10 protein-coding genes are annotated in these 18150 nt (G+C 67.3%); 7 read left to right on the plus strand and 3 right to left on the minus strand.

Annotated features, from left to right (window positions below):
- The first annotated feature begins 6 nt into the window (after positions 1-6).
- Genes DZG09_RS04545 through DZG09_RS04555 form a run of 3 tightly spaced genes read left to right on the plus strand, consistent with a single transcriptional unit; the run spans position 7 to position 2396 of the window.
- Positions 7-1062 (plus strand): ABC transporter permease, encoded by a 1056-nt coding sequence (locus tag DZG09_RS04545; RefSeq protein ID WP_240423691.1) that lies wholly within the window; start codon positions 7-9, stop codon positions 1060-1062.
- Positions 1059-1622 carry an RpiB/LacA/LacB family sugar-phosphate isomerase gene (locus DZG09_RS04550; protein ID WP_119696485.1) on the plus strand — a complete coding sequence of 188 codons (564 nt, stop codon included), beginning with the start codon at positions 1059-1061 and terminating at the stop codon, positions 1620-1622. The genes DZG09_RS04545 and DZG09_RS04550 overlap by 4 nt, the downstream gene beginning before the upstream one ends.
- 21 nt (positions 1623-1643) lie before the next feature.
- The gene (locus DZG09_RS04555; protein ID WP_119696486.1) at positions 1644-2396 is read left to right on the plus strand and encodes a glutamine amidotransferase; all 753 of its coding nucleotides are present in this window, start codon (positions 1644-1646) and stop codon (positions 2394-2396) included.
- 40 nt (positions 2397-2436) lie between these two features.
- Here DZG09_RS04555 and DZG09_RS04560 read toward each other — a convergent pair whose 3' ends face one another.
- Both DZG09_RS04560 and rhaI read right to left on the minus strand, forming a co-directional pair.
- A complete protein-coding gene (locus tag DZG09_RS04560; protein WP_162893151.1) occupies positions 2437-2847 on the minus strand; it encodes a cupin domain-containing protein in 411 nt (136 codons plus the stop codon).
- Positions 2848-3015: 168 nt separating this feature from the next.
- A complete protein-coding gene (gene rhaI, locus DZG09_RS04565) occupies positions 3016-4179 on the minus strand; it encodes an L-rhamnose isomerase (RefSeq protein WP_119697390.1) in 1164 nt (387 codons plus the stop codon).
- A gap of 256 nt (positions 4180-4435) precedes the next feature.
- On the opposite strand from rhaI, the gene DZG09_RS04570 reads away from it, so the two are divergent.
- A complete protein-coding gene (locus DZG09_RS04570) occupies positions 4436-5428 on the plus strand; it encodes a LacI family DNA-binding transcriptional regulator (protein WP_162893152.1) in 993 nt (330 codons plus the stop codon).
- A gap of 131 nt (positions 5429-5559) precedes the next feature.
- Here DZG09_RS04570 and DZG09_RS16510 read toward each other — a convergent pair whose 3' ends face one another.
- Positions 5560-6234, minus strand: coding sequence for a response regulator transcription factor (locus DZG09_RS16510; protein ID WP_162893153.1), 675 nt, complete (start codon positions 6232-6234; stop codon positions 5560-5562).
- 364 nt (positions 6235-6598) lie between these two features.
- Here DZG09_RS16510 and DZG09_RS04580 point away from each other — a divergent pair, with 364 nt between their 5' ends.
- The 3 genes from DZG09_RS04580 to DZG09_RS04590 all read left to right on the plus strand — a co-directional run bounded on the left by DZG09_RS04580 (position 6599) and on the right by DZG09_RS04590 (position 18139).
- Complete coding sequence (locus tag DZG09_RS04580) at positions 6599-9208, plus strand: Ig-like domain-containing protein (RefSeq protein ID WP_119696488.1); 2610 nt, start codon at positions 6599-6601, stop codon at positions 9206-9208.
- Positions 9209-9717: 509 nt separating this feature from the next.
- Positions 9718-12021, plus strand: a complete 2304-nt coding sequence (locus DZG09_RS04585) for a sensor histidine kinase (RefSeq protein ID WP_162893154.1) — start codon at positions 9718-9720, stop codon at positions 12019-12021.
- A 214-nt stretch (positions 12022-12235) separates the two neighbouring features.
- Complete coding sequence (locus DZG09_RS04590) at positions 12236-18139, plus strand: DUF7927 domain-containing protein (protein WP_162893155.1); 5904 nt, start codon at positions 12236-12238, stop codon at positions 18137-18139.
- The last annotated feature ends 11 nt before the right edge of the window (positions 18140-18150 follow it).

Genomic DNA, 18150 nt, shown 5'->3' on the forward strand with positions numbered 1-18150 from the left:
GCCGTTGTGACCACCACCATGATTCCCACCTCTCACACGCCTCGCGTGCTGAAGGGCGTGCTTCGAGACGCGCACGTCGCGCGGCTCGCCGCCGTGCTGCTCCTGCTCCTGGTGTTCTTCGCCGTCGTGAAATGGCAGAACTTCAGCTCCATCGTCACCTGGCAGGCGATGGCCGTGCAGTTCCCGGAGTTCGGGCTCCTCGCCCTCGGAGTGATGCTGACGATGGTGCTCGGCGGTATCGACCTTTCCGTCGTCGGCACGGCGAACATGACCGCGATCGCCAGTGCCATGCTGATGCTCCAGATCGCTCCGGCAGGATCCGGATCGTCCGCGGGGTTCCTCGCACTCGGCGCGGCGGTCGCCTTCTCACTCGTGCTCGGTGCGGTGGCCGGGGCGCTGAACGGCTTCCTCGTCGCCAAGGTGAGGATCCCCGCGATCCTGGTCACCCTCGGCACATTCGAGCTGTTCACAGGCATCGGGCTCGTGCTCAGCGACGGGAAGCCGATCTCCGGCATGCCGCCCGAATACGCCTACGTGATGGGCAGCCGGATCGCGGGCTACGTTCCGATGGTGCTGGTCATCTTCGTGATCGGGGCCGTGCTCATCTGGTTCCTCATGAACCGCACGGCGTTCGGCACGAAGCTCTACATGCTCGGGTCGAATGAGACCGCGGCGACCCTGAGCGGGCTCAAGCGCACAAGCCTGATCGTGCGCACCTACATGCTGTCCGGTCTGTTCGCCGCATCGGCCGGACTCGTGATGCTTGCCAACTACAACTCGGCGAAGGCCGACTACGGCACGACGTACACGCTGCTGGCCATTCTCATCGTCGTGCTCGGCGGCATCAATCCGAACGGCGGCACGGGGCGCCTGGCAGGCATCGTGCTCGCGGTCATCGTGCTGCAGGTGCTCTCCTCCCTGTTGAACACCTTCCCCGATGTGAGCAATTTCTACCGACCGCTCATCTGGGGCGGGGTGCTGCTGCTCGTGATCGTGGTCAATCAGTGGGACGGGCGAGGGAATCTCTCCAGAATGCTGCGGTGGAGAGGACGTGCATCATGAGCGATTCAGAGGATCGGCGGGTCGTGCTCGGTGCCGACTTCGCGGGATTCTCGCTGAAGGAAGCAGTGAAGTCGCACCTGATCGAACGAGGCTGGCAGGTCGACGACCTCACGCCGACCCTCGATGAGGCGGACATGTATCACAGGGTCGGTTTCCTGATCGGCGCGCAGATCTCGGAGGGACGCTACGAGAAGGCTCTCGCATTCTGCGGCTCGGGCATGGGCATCCACGTCGCTGCGAGCAAGTGCCCGCACGTGCACGCAGCGGTCTGTGAGACGGTGCAGAGCGCACTGCGGGCGGCGACCGCGAACAACTGCAATGTCCTCGCGATGGGGGCGTTCTACGTCGCACCCCGCCTCGGGCGGGCGATGGCCGATGCCTTCCTCGAGCATTCCCTCGGTGACGGATACGAGGAATGGGAGGGGTTCCGCGAGTACCACCAGATCGGCTACGACGAGTGCGAGCGATTCGACTACGCGGCGTACCGCGACAACGGCTTCCGCGTCGTCGAACCGCGCGAGGCAGTGCTGGGGCCGGAGCCTCGAGGGCTCGCTTTCTGAACGGCGACAAAGGAGACAGCAATGGCAAAGGTTCTGCTGGCCGGTGAGTCGTGGTCGACGACGACAGTGCACACGAAGGGCTTCGACAGCTTCACGACGTCGGGGTACGACGAGGGCGGTGGTGCGTTCATCGCCGCCCTCGAAGCCGCGAGACACGAGGTGGCCTACCTTCCTAACCACCACGCGGCCAGCCGATTCCCTCGCACCGCCGATGAGCTGGCCGAGTATGACGTCGTCGTGCTCAGCGATATCGGTGCGAATACGCTCCTCCTCCCGCCAGAGGTGTTCGAGCGCGGCAAGCGTGCACCCAACCGCCTTGACGTGCTCGCAGACTGGGTGCGGTCGGGCGGCGGGATTCTCATGGTCGGTGGGTATCTGACGTTTCAGGGCATCGAAGCGAAGGCCAACTATCGCAGCACCGCGATCGCCGATGTGCTGCCGGTGGAGATGGAGACGGGCGACGACCGAGAGGAAGCACCGCAAGGGCTTGTGCCGCGCGTCGTCGTCGACGCCCATCCCGCGCTCGCGCAGGTCGAGGGGGAATGGCCCGCCCTGCTCGGCTACCAGCGTCTCACCCCGCGTGACGAGTCGCGGGTCCTCGTTGATATCGGCGACCATCCGCTCCTCGTCGTCGGCGAGGCGGGGGCAGGACGCTCGGCCGCCTTCGCCAGCGACATGGGGCCGCACTGGATGCCGGCCGAAGCTGTCGAATGGGCGGGCTACGCGCCGCTGTGGGCGCGGTTGGTCGAATGGCTCGCAGGCGAGAGCACGTGACGGATGGACGTGCGCTGGTCGGCATGACAGTGATGCGTGTTCAGCCGCCTCCGACCTCGAATCGGTCGGGCGGGTGCCCGCCTGGCGTCGGGTAGAGGAACAGGATCTTCAGCTGCTCCTTCTCGTTCGCACGGAAGCCGTGGGCGCCGTCGGCATGTGCGGGGCTCAGCACTGCGCCTCCCGGAGCGATCGGCGTCTCGCCGCCGAGGGAGTCGAGAGCGACGCCTGACCCGCTGACGACGTACTGGAACTCGAACTGCGAGTGGTAGTGCAGCGTGATCGTCACACCGGGTTCCAGCGTGACGATCCCGCCGTACATGTCGGCGCCGTCAGTGGCACCGCTGACGATCAGCTCGACGCTCGTTCCCGGATAGTCGGGTGGCTGAGTCTGTCGGGCATCCGGGCCGATGTAGACAGAGACGGGTCCGCTGGCGCCCTCTTCCGCAGTCACGCGGATGCCTTGCGACGAAGAAGCGGTCGGACGGAAGTCTGCATGGAACATCCCCTGGCTCGTGACGACGGTGTCTGTGGATGAGGATACGCCTATCGGCTGCCCGCTCGAAGCGCGACGATGAAGGGCCGCGGTCGGAGCCGCGGGCCCTTCACCTCCGGATGTCGGTCAGGCGCCCCAGCCGGCCTGCTGGCCGCCGACGCGGTCGGCCTCGATCTTCTCCTGGTAGCCGGAGCCGAGGTGCGCATGCATCGGGTCGGCGGGCAGACCCCGGCACTCACGCCACTCGGCGAGCTGCGGACGCACGTCGGTGTAGAACGCGTCCATGAACACCTGGTTCGCGGCGAGCACGTCGCCGGCCACCTGAGCGGTGCGCAGCTTCTCGGTGTCGACGAGCAGAGCGCGGGCGGTCATCTCCTGCACGTTCAGCACCGAGCGGATCTGGCCGAGGATCTTGTTCTCGACGTTGTGGCACTGGTCGAGCATGAACTGCACGTCGGGGTTGTTCAGCCCGCCGCCGCGGACGACCTCGAACACGATACGGAACAGCTGGAAAGGGTCGGCCGCGCCGACGATGAGGTCGTCGTCGGCGTAGAAGCGGCTGTTGAAGTCGAACGAGCCGAGCTTGCCGAGACGCAGCAGCTGCATCACGATGAACTCGATGTTCGTGCCTGGCGCATGGTGGCCCGTGTCGAGGCAGACCATCGCCTTCTCGCCGAGCGCCGAGACCTGCGCGTAGGAGGTGCCCCAGTCGGGAACGTCGGTGTGGTAGAATGCCGGCTCGAAGAACTTGTACTCGAGCACGAGGCGCTGATCGTCGCCGAGGCGCGCGTAGATCTCCTGCAGCGACTCGTGCAGGCGATCCTGGCGGCCGCGCATGTCGGCCTGACCCGGGTAGTTCGAACCCTCGGCGAGCCAGATCTTCAGGTCGCGTGACCCGGTCGCGTCCATCACATCGATGCATGCGAGGTGGTGGTCGATCGCCTTCCGGCGCACCGAGACGTCTTCGTGCGTGAGCGCGCCGAACTTGTACTCGTCGTCCTGGAACGTGTTCGAGTTGACCGTGCCGAGCTGCACGCCCTCGTCCTCCGCGTGCTTGCGCAGGTCGGCGAAATCGCCCATATCCCACGGGATGTGCAGCGCGACGGCCGGTGCGAGACCGGTCAGTCGGTGCACCTGGGCCGCGTCGGAGATCTTCTCGAACGGGTCGCGCGGGGTGCCAGGCGTGCCGAACACTTTGAAACGGGTGCCCGAATTGCCGAAGGCCCAGCTCGGCAGCTCGATGGCCTGCGCTTCGAGCGATGCGAGGTGTTCGGGGGAGAGCGTGCTCATGACGATCACCGTGCCTTTCACAGTCGTGGGGGGCGCGACGAGGCGGGCAGGCCTGGAGACCCTCGTCGCTGTGGATTCTACTGAGTTGAATCGTTTCATGATCCGGACGATCCGTCAACAGGGCGCAGCCGCGGTGCAGCCAGCGAGCCGTGCGTTCGAGCGACGCGCGGGCCGCGTTCGTGCGCTCATGGCGATGCGGCGTTCGGGGCCATCGCGCAGGGTTACGCTGTCAGCACGCACAGGTGAGAGGGGCGCGATGACCGTCAGCATCCGCGACGTCGCGGCGCACGCCGGAGTATCGCTCGGCACGGTGTCGAACGTGCTGAACAGGCCGGATGTCGTGGCCGAAGGCACGGTCGAGCGCGTGCGCGCCGCTGTGGCCGAGCTCGGCTATGTGCGCAACGACGCCGCCCGTCAGCTGCGCGCGGGGCGCAGTCTCACGGTCGGACTGGTCGTGCTCGACGCCGCGAATCCGTTCTATGCCGAGCTGTCGCGCGGTGCTGAGGACGAGGCGTCGCGACACGGTCTCTCGGTGCTCGTGGGCAACAGCGGCGAACAGGAGGAGCGTGAGTCGGCGTACCTCGACCTGTTCGCGCAGCAGCGGGTGTGGGGCGTGCTCGTCTCGCCCGTCGGTGAGAACGTCGACCACCTCATCCGGCTCAGCGAACGCGGCACCCCTGTGGTGCTCGTCGACCGGTCGGCGCCGGGATCGGGGCTCTCCTCCGTCGCGACCGACGACGTGCGAGGCGGTTACCTCGCCGTGAAGCACCTGCTCGATCAGGCACGGCGCCGCATCGCCTACATCTCGGGGCCGCAGGGTCTGCACCAGGTCGCCGATCGCCTCGAGGGGGCGCGTCGAGCCGTCGACGAGGTGCCGGGAGCGACGCTCGAGGTGATCGAGTGCGCGGCGCTGACGGTGCTGGAGGGCCGCGCGGCCGCACAGGACATCGTCGACAGACCGCCGGCGGACCGGCCTGACGCGGTCTTCGCGGCCAACGACCTGCTCGCCACCGGAGCACTGCAGGCGATCGTGATGGGCGGATCGATGCGGGTGCCCGACGACATCGCCCTGGTCGGCTACGACGACATCGATTTCGCCTCATCCGCCGTCGTGCCGTTCTCGTCCATCCGGCAGCCCGCCCGCCTGATGGGCGAGACCGCCATGCAGCTGCTCGCCGACCGCCCCGACCCGCCCCGCGACATCCGCTTCACTCCCGAGTTGATCATCCGTGCCTCTACATCGTCCTGACCCCGCGCGCAGGCTGCCGAGCTGCGCACCTTTCGCCGAGATGCGCCACTTTTGACGTGGTTCTGTCGAAAAAGTGCGCATCTCGCGAGCAACGGGCGAGTGCGGGGTCCGACGTGAACGGTGTGTGAATGCTACTGCTCTTCCCGGAGCCCCTGCGCTTCGGGAAGATCGAGATAGCCGTCGTCCGCTGCCGCTCTGCTCAGGTCCAGGCGTGAGCTGACGGGGCGCCCGGCGTTGGTGTACTTCGTCTTGACGCGCTGCAGGTACTTCTTCGCCGTGTCGGGTCTGACGCCGATCGACTCGGCTACGGCATAGAGCGGGAGCCCCGTGGCGTACAGCACCAGGGCGCGCTCCTCCTGATCGCTCAGCACCGGCCTTGTCGGGTCCTGAGCGATCACCGATGCCAGCTCGGCCGACATGGACTGGCGTCCCGACAGCACGGTGCGCACGGCCGTGAGGATATCCGACTCGCTGTCGCGCTTGCCGATCACGCCGGAGACGCCCGAGCGGAGCATCCGTCTCACCAACGGGGGCGAGGCGAGTGCAGAGAAGACGATGACGTGGATGCCCGATGCCGTGATGCGTCGTACGGTTGCGGGGTCGGCACTGGGCCGGTGGTCCACCATCAGATCGAGGATCAGCAGTTCGGCGCGCCGCTCCGGAGGGCGGTCGCGTGACCAGCCGACGAACTCTGGCAGGGTCTCCCCGCTGAAGACGACCTTCAGATCCGATTGGGAGGTCAGCAGCGCCTCGGTGTATCGACGCTGCAGGAGATGATCCTCGACGATCGCGATCTTCCTGCGCATAGTCCTCTTCGGCGTATCGGGAGCTCCACGGGTATGCCTGGGACATGCATTCGGACGGCCGAGTTGTCGGGCAGCGGAGTCGGGTGCGACTGGCACCGCTCCTACGAACCTATGTGAGCAATGCCGGTGGGAACAGAAACAGGGAGTGCGTGACCTCCCTCCGGGGGTCAGTGCGTCCTGCCGAGCCGAAGGTGACGCGGCGTGTAGCCGAGCGTCTCGCGACGTCGTGACCCCTTCAAGGGGGTCATCTGACGCAGGGGGATGCCTGGCACTGCCGGTTGAATACCAGACTGACCGGTGGACCGCGCCTGCGCGGGCCCCGCGCGGAAGTGCGGTACTCCATTCTGTGAAAGGACAATGCCCTATGCATCGGACGAGACAGTCTGCATTCCGCGGCGCAGGTGCGTGTGCACTTGCAGCGTCGCTGGTCGGTGCCTCACTCTTCGTCGGCATCCCCGCGGCGAACGCGGCGGCTGATGAGATCATGGTCACCAACCTGGGCCTTGATGGCGCCGGCTCGTTCCGTGCGGCGCTCGAGGCCGCCAATGCCTCGACGAACGCCGACGGCGTCTCGATCCGCTTCGCGCCCGAACTGGCCGGCACCGGAGATCTGGCCCTGTCGGGGCTGGGCGTGAACAGCATGTACACCGATCGCGTGGGCAACGCAGCAGGGAACACCTCCGACAACATCGGGCAGTCAGGCGCGCGCTTCCTGATCGATGCGATCGCCCCGGTCTCCGTGGACTTCACCAATCTCGACGGCATCACCGATGTCGACGGCTCTCACACGGCAGGCATCTACGTCGCATCGGATGACGTGACCCTGTCGAATCTGAACAATCTGCTGCCTGCAGAGGCAGGTGTCGCCGTCTCCGGTGACAACGTCACGCTCGACGGCATCAATATCGAGGACCCGACGTCCAGCCAGATGGAGATCGGCGTCGCGCTGCTCGACGGCGCAGACGGAACGACGATACTCAACTCGAATCTGTACAGCGGGTACTGGTCGAGCATCGCGGTGGACACCGCCGCTACGGTCACGAACACCACTGTGTCGGGGGTGGACAGCCGCGGCGTGGAGGGTTTCGCGCACGTCATCTTCGAGGATGATGCCATCATCGACGGATTCACTGTGGCAGGCAGCACCTTCGGCGCTCCGGGCGAGAGCGCGCCGAGTCCCGGGTTCTATTTCAACCCGAACAATGCCGTCACCGGTCTGGCCATCCAGGACTCGACCATCCAGTCGCCGTCGAGCGCCGCCCTCTTCTTCGAGGGCGCCGGGCAGACACTGACGAACACCATCATCTCCGGCAACACCTTCGGCGGGAACGAAGGCGCCGCGATCGGCCGCGTCGTCGAGGACAACACGGCCGACTGGAGCAACGTGACGTTCACGGACAACGACATCTCGTATGCGGCTTCGGCGACGTTCCGCGGCACGGTCGAGGACGCGACGTTCTCCGGAAATTCGTTCGCCAACGTATCGGACGGTTCGTTTCCTGCGCTGGGCCTGCGCGGCACCACATCGAACGTCGTGGTGGAGAGCAATACGTTCGACCGGATCTGGGCGCTCGACACGGTCCGCGTCGAAGGAGTCTCGGCGACCGGTGTCGCGATCGAGAACAACACGATCGACAACCTCGAGGCCAGCGTGAGCCGTTCCGCCGTCCGCATCGACGTCGCCGGAACGGGCAACACCGTCAGCGGCAACACCTTGACGCAGGACATCGACGACACGACGCTCCCCGTGGACGTCGACAACCACTGGGCGATTTACAACTCGGCCAGCGCAGCGAGCGCTGACGCGGAGGTCGGCTGGACCATCTCAGGCAACGCCGTCGACGGCTTCGGCGGCAAGGACCGGTCGCAGGCTCCGATCGTGCACAACGGTGTGGGGAAGCTGCTCGTCACCGGCAACACCTTCGGCCAGCAGACCCGTGGAGGCACCGAGGAGATCGTCGAGCACGACGGCTACCACTTCTTCTGGAACGTGGGAGACTCCGTGAGCAACAACACCGTGCAGACCTACCGCGCGGAAAGCGTCGCTTACACGGGGGATGTTGTCACGTTCACGGCGACCGACCCCGATCCGCTCATCGGCAACAACGCCGCGACGGCTCCCGTCACGCTGCACGTGTACTGGACGGCTGACGACAACGCTGAGGAGTACCTCGGCGCCATCTCGGATGTGACTCCCGGGCAGACCGTCTCCGTGTCGACTGCCCACACGGACGGCTTCATCCGAGTGCAGACAGTCGACGCGAACGGCTATACCTCGCAGTACTCGATCATCGACCCCGAAGCGCCCGTCGTCACCCCGACGGCACCTGAGGTGACCGAGACCACTGAGACGACGGTGACCGGAACGGCCACGCCGGATTCCACGGTCACGGTTCGCAACTCCGACGGCGACGACGTCACCACGGCGACGACGGACTCCGACGGCGAGTGGACGACAGACGGCCTTCAGTGCGGTACGACGTACACCGTGATCCAGACCGTCGACGGCGTCGACAGCGAACCGATCGAGTTCACGACCGCCGACTGCCCCGTCGTCGTCGCACCGGAAGCGCCGACGGACATCACTGCCGGTGAGGACGATGCGACGGGTACGGCCGACCCGGACGGCACGGTCGTCGTCAAGGATGAAGACGGCAACCAGGTCGCCACGTCCGAGGTGAGCGACGACGGCAGCTGGACGGTGACAGGTCTCGAGTGCGAGACGACGTACACGACGGTGACGGTCGTCGACGGTGTTGAGAGCGAGCCGATCGAGTTCACCACCGCGGCATGCTCGACCGATGGCGACGGGAACTCGTCGACGGATGGCGATGGGACCGACGGCACAGGAACCGGTGACGACGATCTCGCCGTCACCGGTGGCGAGCTCTCGCCGACGGCCGCCATCGCAGGCATCGTCCTGCTGCTCGGCGGCGCGGCGCTCCTCTTCGCACGGCGGCGCCAGCAGGTCTGATTCCTGCACGACGGAGTCGCGGGGAAAGCCGACGGCCGACCTCGGCGGCTCCGTCGTGCGCGGCGCTCCTCGGTTGACCCCCGAAATGGGGTCAATTCGCGCAGAGAGAAGGCGCGTTCCCGCAGCAATCGCTAGGTTGCTGTTGCGCCCGCTCGAAGTCGGCACTTCTTCTCCAAGCGTGAGTTCGAGGTCGACAGTGGGACAGCGTCGGTGCGGACACGATGATCGCCGATGTCGACCTGTGTGCAGGCGTACGTTGTGAACCGACTCTGCTGGCCCCCAACAGCCGAGCACCGGGGTACGACGTTCGCCGCACGGAGATCGAGCCTCGGTGAGCGTGTCGTTGCCTGGCAGTCGCACCCGCGACCGGTTCGCGTCCGTGCGCCGATATACGTTGCGCCCCGGCTCTTCTGCCCCAGACTGGAGAGTCGGGGCGCCTCGTCTGCCGACGTTGATGAGGCGGCCTGACCGGATCCGTCACCATGCACGCGGCGACCATTCGACTGAACATGAATCCCCTCACCGTCTTCCAGCCTCCGCAGTCGAAGCAGCGTCCCGTCGGCGGCGTGATCGACGCCGACACGGACGCGTCACTTCACTCGCTCGTCGCCTCCATCCGCCGTGTCGCGCTTATCGCGGCTGCCGCATGGCAGAGCATCATGCTCCTGGTCGTGATGGTCGCCGAGCCGACGGCGTACTCGCTCTGGACGGCGGAGCTGGTGGTCGCCGTCATCGCGCTCGCGGCGATGGACAGCCGCGTGCCTGATGTGATGGTGCCGATCGGGATGGTTGGGCTCGCCGCCTGGAGCTTCATCGTCAGCGGCGACATCGAGTCCGCGCTGTCGTTCGCAGCCTGCTGGCAGATCAACTTCGCCAGCTGCATCGGAGGCATGCTGGTGCTGCGCTGGTGGGTCGTGCCGATGACGGCGCTCTCGGCGGTCGGAGTCTCGGTATCGCTGCTGACAGTGCTCCCGAGCTGGGGAACGCAGCTCCCGACTGCGGTGGTCGTTTCGCAGATCGCGATCATCCTGGCTGTGCGCGCGGGTCTGCCTGTGCTGCTGAGAGTCGCACGTGCTGCGGACGCGGCGGCGGCGGATGCTGAAGAAGCAGAGCGCCGCGAGGAAGTGGCCAAGCGCGTCAGCAGCATGCTCGCCGAAGATGCGCGGGTGCTGCACGATACAGCCATCAACACGCTGGGTGCGATTGCGCGCGGCGCCGGGGGCCGCGTAGACGCCCGCGTCATTCGGGAGCACTGCGCTCGCGATGCCGTTCGGCTGCGCGCGCTGAGGAGTGCAGATGCGGAACCGACTGCTGCATCGCTGCGCGACGTGTTCGAGCTGCCTCGCCTGCCGATCCGTCGGCACGGGGCAGATGATCGTGCGCTGCGCCGCATAGAACGCCGCCTCTCGCGTGCGACGATCGACGCCGTCGTCGGCAGCGTGCGCGAAGCTGTGACGAACGCAGCGAAGCACTCCGGTGCGGACACCGTCGATATCCGCTTCCAAGAGGAGGCCGACCGGCTGGTCGTCACGGTCCGCGACAGCGGTGTCGGGTTCGAGGCGTCGGATGCGACAGGTGGCGGAATCGACGAATCGATCCGTGCGCGAGCGAAGGCCGCAGGAATCCGCGCAACCGTGACCAGTCGACCGGGTGACGGCACAGCTGTCGAGCTGAGCACACCGTGCTTCCCCGCAGAAGCCGAACGCAGGATCGACGGAGAGACCGACCAGAGCCGCACCACCGGCCGGCTTCTTCGCCGAGCGGGTGCCCTCTGGGCCGTGGGATGCACGGCAGTGAGCGTGCTGCTGACGGTGCTCGGAGGCATCAACAATCACGGAGCGCTCCTGCCCATGATCGTGGTGATGGCACTGGCGTGCGCGGCTCCTCATCTGAAGGCGCTCCGACGTTCCCGAACCGCGCTGCTCGTTCTGCTCGTGTCATGCACCCTTGTCGTGTTCGCGCTTTCGGCGGCGGCGACGGGCTTCGGAACCGACGGCGTCGTGCACTGGCAGGCGCTCGCGGCGACGGCCCCCACCACCTCACTGCTGGCCGAGCGCCCCGGTCGCCGCACGATGATCGCCGCCGCGGTCGCGTGGGGTGCTCTCGTCTTGGGTCTCTCCGTCTGGCAGGCGCCGGCGGCATCCGCTCAGATCGTGCTGCTGGCGGGCGTCGTCGGGCTGGGGCTGACCGCGGCCTGGGCCGTCTTCCAGAAGTTCGTCGCCGGGCTGCTCTCGACCTCATGGGAACTGCGCCGCAGGGCGTTCGCCTCTCGGCTCTCGGCGGACCTCGACGATGCCGCCCGATCGACATACCGGCGCTGGCTGCGAGCAGGACTCGAAGACGCGATCGTGCTGCTCGACGCCGTGGCTGCGGGCCACCGTGATCCCGTCGACATCGGGGTGAGGGAAGCATGCCGAGATGAGGAGGCGTATCTGCGCCAGCTCATCCAGGTGAGCCCTGAGCTGACGCACATCGGCGGGGAGATGATGCCGCTTCTGTACGAGGCCCGTATGGCAGGAGTGAGACTCGACCTTCGTCTGGGTGACAGAGACGCTCCGGATGATGCGACGGCGCAGGACATCGCGGCGGTCATCGCCGGCGGCGTCGCCGGCGCGACAAGAGGCAGCGCCCTCGCCGTCTCCGTTCTTCCCGCGCGTGGAGATCTGTGGGTCACGCTCGCCGGTGAGCACCTCGCGGTGACGGCGGAGCGGGCCACCAGCGCGCGGCACGAACGCTTCGGCGACCGGGAGCTGCTGGAGCTGCGCTACAGCAGCGGCGATGCGCGTCGCGATCCGGAGAGCACTCTGGAGTGACGACAGCGCGAGCGAGGCGCGCGGCATGCGAATCTCTGGTCGCCTCCCCGCAGATGTCATGTCCTTCCGGACGGCTGTGGTGCATTTGACCTCCATGCGGGGGTCAAATGCACCGGTATTCTTCCCCACTCAGCGTCCTTTCAGAATACTGATCCTGGACACGGCCTATCGCCTGCGCGATGCCGTCAGCCGATCACGAGGGAAGAGGTCCGCAGTGCCGAAGACAGTGTCGAAGAATCCGAGGCGCCTCGCGGGCAGTGCGGCCGTCGTGTCGACGCTGGTCCTGCTGATGTCGATGCTGGGCGTCTCTGCACCAGCATCCGCGGCGACGGACGACGGCACTCTTACGGTCAGCGTGTCGCGCACGTTCACCGAGACGGGTGCTGCCGATCCGACCCAGGACGTGCCGCAGCAGGGCATGGACGTCGTGGTCACCGATCCCGCGGGCAACTCGGTGTCGGGCACGACGGGAGCAGACGGTCTGTTCGTGCTCGCCCCGGATGCCTCTCTCGAGGACGGCATCTACCGAGTGGAGGTGACGATCCCGGCCGCCTACGACTACCTGGAACCAGCCTTCGCCTCGCTCGGCGGCGACTACGGTTCCCACGTCGGTTTCGTGGACGTCTCGGGCGGCACCGACGTCACCTACCGCACAGCCGTGTGGAACCCGTCCGACTACGTGCAGCCGGAGCCCGATCTGGCGCTGCCGTTCCAGGCGAACAGGAACACCACCACCTCCACGGACTCCTTGATCGAGTGGAGCGCCGACTCCCTCGACAACCGCGACCGCACGCCGACGAAGACGACGCTGAACACTCAGGGCGACACCGGCACGACCTACGGGACGGCATACGACCGCGAGGGCCAGCGGGTGTTCGCCTCCGCGTACGCCAAGCGGCACACGGCGTACGGTCCCGGCGGATCCGGGGCGATCTACGTCACCGATCGCGTTGCCGGCACGACGTCGCTGTTCGCGACGCTCCCGGATCCCGGGGGCACGTTGCACGATGACGACGACCTGCGCCGCGACCCGGACTTCTTCGCGGCTCCCGGACGCGAGAGCCTCGGTGACATCGAGCTCTCCGAAGACGGCTCGACGCTCTGGGCCGTGAACATGAATGACAAGAAGCTCTACGGCCTCGACGCGGCCACCGGAGACATCACCAGCGACGAGCCGATCCCCGATCCCGGCTGTGTCGGGGGTGCATGGCACCCCATGGGCCTCGGCGTGCAGGACGGCAAGGTGTACGTCGGCGGCATCTGCGACGCCTTCGACTCGCAGCAGCGCAGCGATCTGATGGCTTCGGTGTACGAATCCGCCGACGGCACGACGTTCTCCAAGGTGCTCGACCACACCCTCGACTTCCTGCGCGGGCGAGTCAACGACCCGGGCGTGGTCGATGTGAACACGCACTGGAATCCCTGGTACGACGAGTACGACGAGAGCAAGTACTACTCGGCCTGGGTGCACGCCTTCCCCCAGCCGCTGCTGAGCGACATCGACTTCGACCGCGACGGATCCCTGCTGCTCGGCTTCCGCGACCGCTTCGGCGACCAGATCGGCTACGACGGGCTCGCACCCGACGGAGAGCACGAGGGCAACGGCAGCGCGGCGGCCGGAGACATCATCATGGTGTGCCTCATCGACGGCAGCTATGTCTGGGAGGGCGAAGGCGCCTGCCCCAGCAACGTCGTTCCCGAGTACACGGGAGGTGCGGCGAACGGGCTGACCAGCGAATACTTCGTCGGAGAAAGCGTCCTCGGAGACCATCACCAGGAGCCCGGCATCGGCAGCGTGGCGCCGATCTTCCGCGAGAACGACGTGGTGATGACCGCCATCGACACGGGAAACGGCGCGTGGCAGCAGGGAGTGCAGTACCTCGACCTCGACGACGGCACCGGGATGTGGCGTCAGGACGGCCGCGGCAGTCTCGACCGTGGTCAGCGGCTCTCTTACGGCCCCTTGACCTTCGGCAAGGGGAACGGCCTCGGTGACCTCTCCATCCTCGCCGACCCCGCCCCGATCCAGATCGGCAACGTGGTCTGGTTCGACGAGGACAAGGACGGTGTGCAGGATCCGGATGAGGTGCCGCTGCCGAACGTCACGGTCGAGCTGCTCGCCGACGACGGTGCGACGGTGCTCGCGACCACGACGACGGACGAGAACGGCGAGTACTATTTCTCGTCGCTCGACACTCCGCTCGCGCCCTACGGCGACTACCACGTCAGGTTCACACCGCCAGCGGACGGTGAGACGGCCTACCTCGGTCCGGATCTCGGAGAGGTGGATTGGGCCCGTCTGAGCTTCACGGATCAGGATCAGCTGGACAACGACGCGATCGACTCGGACGCCTCGGTCGACACGGGCACGACCGGACTGATCACGATGGGGGCTCCCGGCGCCGATGATCACACGATCGACGCCGCCTTCATCCTCGAGCGGGAACCCGGGTACGAGCACGCCAAGACGAGCGACCCCGAAGGGGGGACCTCGGTCACCGGCGGCGACACGATCACCTACACGGTCACCGGCTCGAACACCGGCGAACTCCCCCTCGAGGTCGACATCGTCGATGACATGACCGGTGTGCTCGCCGCCGGTGCCGAGCTCACAACTGGTCCGGATGCCGTCGTCTATCGCGAGGACGGTTCGACAGTCGACGGAACGCCCGGTGCGGATCTCTCCGGCCAGGATCTGACCTGGAGCGGTTCCGTACCGGCAGGCGGCCACGTCGAGGTGGTCTACACGGTCACCGTGGACGACGACGTCGCCCCCGGCACGATCTTCGAGAACCGGATGTCGTCCGTGGCGACGCCGCCTCCGGGAGACTGGCCCGATACGTTCGAGCCCGATCCCGTGGTCATCGAGCATCCGGTGCCAGGCTTCGAGCATGCGAAGACGAGCGATCCGGCATCCGGAACAGCCGTCACCGGCGGAGACGAGATCACCTACACGCTGACCGGTGAGAACACCGGGGCCACGTCGCTCGACGTGGTGATGAACGACGACCTGACGCAGGTGCTGAACGCCGACGGGACCGAGATCGGAACGGTCACCGACGGCCCTGCGGCCGTGGTGTACGACACCGACGGGACACCGGCTGGTGGCACGGCGCCGGCTGCAGCGATCGACGGCACCGAGTTGAGCTGGGCCGGTGAACTCGCCATCGGGCAGTACGTCGAGATCGTGTACACGGTCACGCTGAACCAGGACGTGCCAGGTGCGACGGTGCTGCGAAACGGGTTGACCTCGACGGCGACGCCTCCCGATGACGACCCGATCACTCCGGACGAGGAGCACGTCGAGCACCCGACACCCGAGTATGCGCACTCGAAGACCTCGAACCCGGTATCGGGCACGGTGGTCTCTCCGGGTGACGAGATCGAGTACACGGTCACCGGGTACAACTCCGGCGCGACCGAGCTGAACGTGTCGATCGCCGACGACCTGACCGACGTGCTCGCGCACGCCGACCTGGTCGGCGAGGCCGCATACCGCGTGCTCGCGAGCGATGGCTCTGAGGTCACCACCGGCACCGCCGACGTCACGGGCACCGACCTCGCATGGACGGGGACGCTGCAGCCGGGAGAGCGCGTCGAGATCGTGTACACCGTCGAGATCGCCGAGGAAACCGAGCCAGGGGCGATCGTGCGGAACACGATGACCTCGAACGCCGAGACCGACGACGGCGTCGAGCTGCCGGAGCCGCCGGAGGTCGTCACCGAGCACCCGATCGGCGGGTACACGCACAGCAAGACCAGCGATCCGGAAGCGGGAACCGCCGTGCGCGCCGGCGACGAGATCACGTACACCGTGACCGGGACCAACACGGGCGGGGCGCGGCTCGAACCCGTGGTCATCACGGACGACCTCGGCGATGTGGCGCCCTTCGCCGCGCTGCCGGGCGGCGACGTGGCGGCGACGGTGTACGCCGGTGACGGCTCGGTCGTCTCGACGTCGACCGCCGACATCGCCGACGACGTGCTGACCTGGACCGGAGCGCTCGACGTCGGCGAGCACGTCGAGATCGTCTACACGGTCACGGTGAACGAGGACGTGGTCGGCGAGCTCGTCAACCACCTCTCGTCGGAGGCGACTCCGGAAGGGGACGAGGATCCGATCACGCCGCCCGATGTGGAGATCGCGCATCCGATTCCCGGCTACGAGCATTCCAAGGCGAGCGATCCGGCATCCGGCACGCCCGTCGTCGCGGGAGACGAGATCACGTACACGCTGACCGGAGAGAACACCGGAGCCGCCGTGCTCGACCCCGTCGCGATCCGCGACGACCTGAGCGGTGTGCTCGTCGACGGCGTGCAGCTGCTCGACGGGCCGGAGGCGACGGTCTTCGACGACGCGGGAGCCGAGGTCGCCGACGCCCCGGAGGCGGCAGTCGACGATGGCCAGCTGGCGTGGGACGGCGTGCTCGGCATCGGCGAGCGGGTCGAGATCGTCTACACCGTCGTGCTCACCGACGACGTCGAACCGGGAACGGTGCTCGTCAATGCGCTGACGTCGTCGGCGACGGACCCGACGGGTGAGACGATCGAGCCGGAGGAGGAGACCGAGGAGCATCCGGTCCCCGGTCTCGACATCGTGAAGTTCGATGCGCGAGAGGGCGTGGATGCTCCTGCGGATCCCGTCGACGGACCGAGCTCGCTCGGTACGACTCCGGGCGACTGGGAGGCGAACGCCGATGCGGACACCGCCTTCGACGCCGCACGGTACGAGGTCGGCGATGACGGATCCACCGGGGCACAGCCGGTGGGGATGATCGTGACCAACACCGGTGCCGTCGAACTGACGAACGTCGTGGTCTCCGATGAGACGCTCGACGGGCCTGACATGACCGACGTGCGGTGCGACTTCTCGCCGCTGGGCGGGCCGGCGGACGGCACCGAATGGGCAGGACCATTCGAACCGGGCGATTCGTTCCGGTGCACGGGCATGCTCGAGCTGTCGGCGCCGCAGACGCACGCCGACCGGGCGACGGTCGACGCAGATGCGGTCGTCGAGCTGCCGGACGGCGAGACGGTCACGACCCCGCTGTCGGACACGGACGACTTCCACGTGCAGACGCCGACGGACAGCGGCGTGGACATCACCAAGCGCGACCAGGCGTCGGGCGAGGAAGCCGATACCACCGACGACGCACTGTTCGTGCCAGCCGGTGAGACCCGTACGATCGAGATGCCGGTCCGCAACACCGGAGTCGTGCCGCTGCACCGCGTGGAGGTCGGCGATGTCACGGATGCGGGACCGAACGTGACGAACCTGCAGTGCACCTTCCCCGACGGCGAAACGGTCTCTGCCGACGCCGACGGCATCGTGCGCTGGGAGGCCTCCTTCGGCGATCCGGGGGCGACATGGGATCCGGGTGTGGAGTTCGGCTGCACCGCCGAACTCACCGTGAACGCGGATGACCCGTGGCACGCCGACACCGTGTCCGTCACAGCGGAGACGCTCACCGGCGACCCGCTCACCGACGAGGATCCGTTCGTCGTCGGCGTGCCCGGCATCGACATCGTGAAGTTCGACGGGCGTTCGGACGCGCCGGCGAACCCTGTCGACGGGCCCTCGTCCGACGGCGCAACCCCGGGGGACTGGTCGCCGGCGGTGGACGCCGACACGGCGGACGACGCCGTGCAGTACGGGCTCGACGGGGAGACGACCGGTGCGCAGCCGGTCACCATGATCGTCACCAACATCGGTGCCGTGCCGCTGACGAACGTCAGCGTCTCGGATGAGACGATCTCCGGCCCGGACGTGATCGGCCTGACCTGCGACTTCTCCGAGCTGGGCGGTCCGGACACGGGGACGACCTGGGCCGGTCCGTTCCAGCCGGGCGACGCGTTCTCGTGCACCGGAGTCGTGGAGCTCGCCGCAGGCGAGGACCACGCCGACGTCGCCTCCGTCGAGGCCGACGCCGCGGTCATCGACGCGGAGGGCAACCGGACGACGATCACGCTGAGTGACAGCGACGAGTATCACGCCAGGGCGGCCTCCCTGGCCGTCACGGGCGGCCTCATCGTGGGCGTCCCCCTCGCCGTGATGCTGCTCCTCGCGGGCGGAGCGTTCGTCTTCGTCGCCGCACGCCGTCGCTCATCCGCGGTCTGACCCCGCGTCGG

This window comes from Microbacterium halotolerans (genome assembly GCF_003569805.1).
GTDB classification, from domain to species: Bacteria; Actinomycetota; Actinomycetes; order Actinomycetales; family Microbacteriaceae; genus Microbacterium; species Microbacterium halotolerans.